The sequence below is a fragment of the Pseudonocardia halophobica genome, from assembly GCF_027922425.1.
In the GTDB taxonomy this organism is placed as follows: domain Bacteria; phylum Actinomycetota; class Actinomycetes; order Mycobacteriales; family Pseudonocardiaceae; genus Pseudonocardia; species Pseudonocardia halophobica.
In genome coordinates, this window is the sequence record NZ_BSFQ01000173.1 from 1 (window position 1) to 837 (window position 837).

Annotated in this window: 1 protein-coding gene; it reads right to left on the minus strand. The window is 70.0% G+C overall.

Going from position 1 to position 837, the window contains the following annotated elements:
- Nucleotides 1-837: LLM class flavin-dependent oxidoreductase (locus tag PKE99_RS37950; protein WP_271215086.1), on the minus strand; the 837-nt coding region annotated here is incomplete at both ends.

Here is an 837-nt window from a genome sequence, read left to right on the forward strand (position 1 = left end):
GTGAACGGGTTGGACAGGAAGACCGAGACCATGTCGCAGCCGGCCTCGCGCATCAGCTGCGTCTTCTCCAGCAGCTGGTCGGGGGTGCCGTAGAGGCACCAGTAGTCGACGAGCTCCTTGGTGATCAGCGGCCGGTGCACCGGGTCGAGCCCGCGCAGGTACTTCGCCCACACCTCGAGGTAGTGCGGCGCGTCCGGGGCGGTCGGGTCGCCCAGGTAGGCCATGGCCGCCTCGGTGGACGCCTTGACAATGGGCTCGCCGAGCTCGTCGACGTGGTCGTTCATGAACCCGGCGTTGGTGATGCACGAGGAGATCGGGCCCGAGCCGAAGCCCTTGTCGATGCCGTCCTCCCAGGTCTCGCCGTCGCGCAGCTGGTAGAACCAGGACAGCGCGACCAACTTGACCGAGCCGGGCGGGCGGCCCGCCTCGGCGACGGCCTTGTCCAGCTCGCGTCGGACCACGCCGATCATGTCGGGGTCGGGGCCGAGGCAGTAGGTCATGTAGTCCGCGTGCTTGGCCGCGATCGCCAGGCCCTTGGGCCCGCCGGCGGACATCCAGACCTCGACCGGGTCCTCGAGGTTGTACCAGTGGCCGTTCTTGTCCAGGAACTCGATCTCGCGCTCCTGGCCCAGCCACGTCTGGGTCACCCGTCGGCCGGCCAGCAGCCCGCGGGCGACGTCGAGGGCGGTGTCGAGCTCCGAGAGCTTGGCCGGCCGGTTGCCCATCGACCGCAGGGCGTTGTTCGCGGTGCCGATCCCGAGGAACGTCCGCCCCGGGGCCAACGCGTTCAGCGTCGCGATCGAGTTCGCGGTGACCGGGGCGATGCGGGTCCGCGGT